Source organism: Bacillus sp. EE-W1 (assembly GCF_009760835.1).
Classification (GTDB): Bacteria; Bacillota; Bacilli; order Bacillales; family Bacillaceae_G; genus Bacillus_A; species Bacillus_A wiedmannii.
Map to the genome: position 1 here is coordinate 1 of NZ_WIPE01000093.1, position 1,031 is coordinate 1,031.

The 1,031-nt window shown below is 32.5% G+C and carries 1 protein-coding gene; it reads right to left on the reverse strand.

Features of this window, described 5'->3' with window-relative positions:
- A partial coding sequence (locus GFJ36_RS24450) for an FtsX-like permease family protein (protein WP_242016034.1) occupies positions 1-1,030 on the reverse strand: 1,030 nt, incomplete at its 3' end.
- Position 1,031: the final 1 nt, after the last annotated feature.

Below are 1,031 nucleotides of genomic sequence, written 5' to 3' on the forward strand. Positions count from 1 at the left end.
AATCTTCTTTTACATAATAAACGTATTTATTATCAACTTTGTAACGATATTCATTTTTCTCTTTAAATGTAATACCATCTAAAATATTCTTTTCTTCAGCTGTTGGGTTATGAATAACTGAATCATATATTACTAAACCATCAACCATTTTTATAACGTTATTTTTAAACGCCATACCACCTGAAATTGCACCCGCTCCAAGAGCAACTAACATCGCTACCGTTGCAAGTACTTTCGTTAAGCTATTAATACGGAAATTTAATTGTGCAAACGTAAAAGCATTAAGTCCTTTTTCACTACGTTTTTTATTACTCTTTAACTTTCTAATGATAACTGGGAGAAGTGATCCAAATAGCATGTAAGTACCAGTTGTTGTTGTAATTAATGCAATAAGGATTCCCATTTCTCTTAGTTTTGCCATATAGATCATTGATGCATAGCCAATTCCTAATAAAATAACAGCAAGGATTGCAACGACACCTGTCATTTTTCCCTTTACTGCAACACGCTCTGTTTGTGCATCTGCATGTACAAGTTGCAGTACAGAAATACGTGATAACTTAATACTGTTCATAATTGCTGATAATACAAATAGTGCAAAGAAGAAAATGCAAGTAACAGTCATAGATGGAAGATAAAATGCTTTATAGCCTTCACCAGCAAATTCTAATTGTTTCATTAATAACTGTCCGATACCTTCTGCAAGTCCTACACCAACTGTAATACCAATCGCAAGAGACGCAGCACCTAATACAATCGTTTCAATAAACATAAGCAATGTAACTTTATGTTTTTTTGCTCCTAACATCATGTACATACCAAACTCTTTTTGACGAAGAGATAATAAGAAAGAGTTCGCATATAAAATATAGAAGAACGTTATAATGGCTAGTAAAAATGAACCTGCCTGGAATACGAATCCAATTGATTGAATAACTGAGTTAGATTCAATAAACGCTTTATTAAGCGCTAACGTTTGAAACATATAAAAAATTGAGATAGACATGACAAGACCAACAAGTAAGACGATA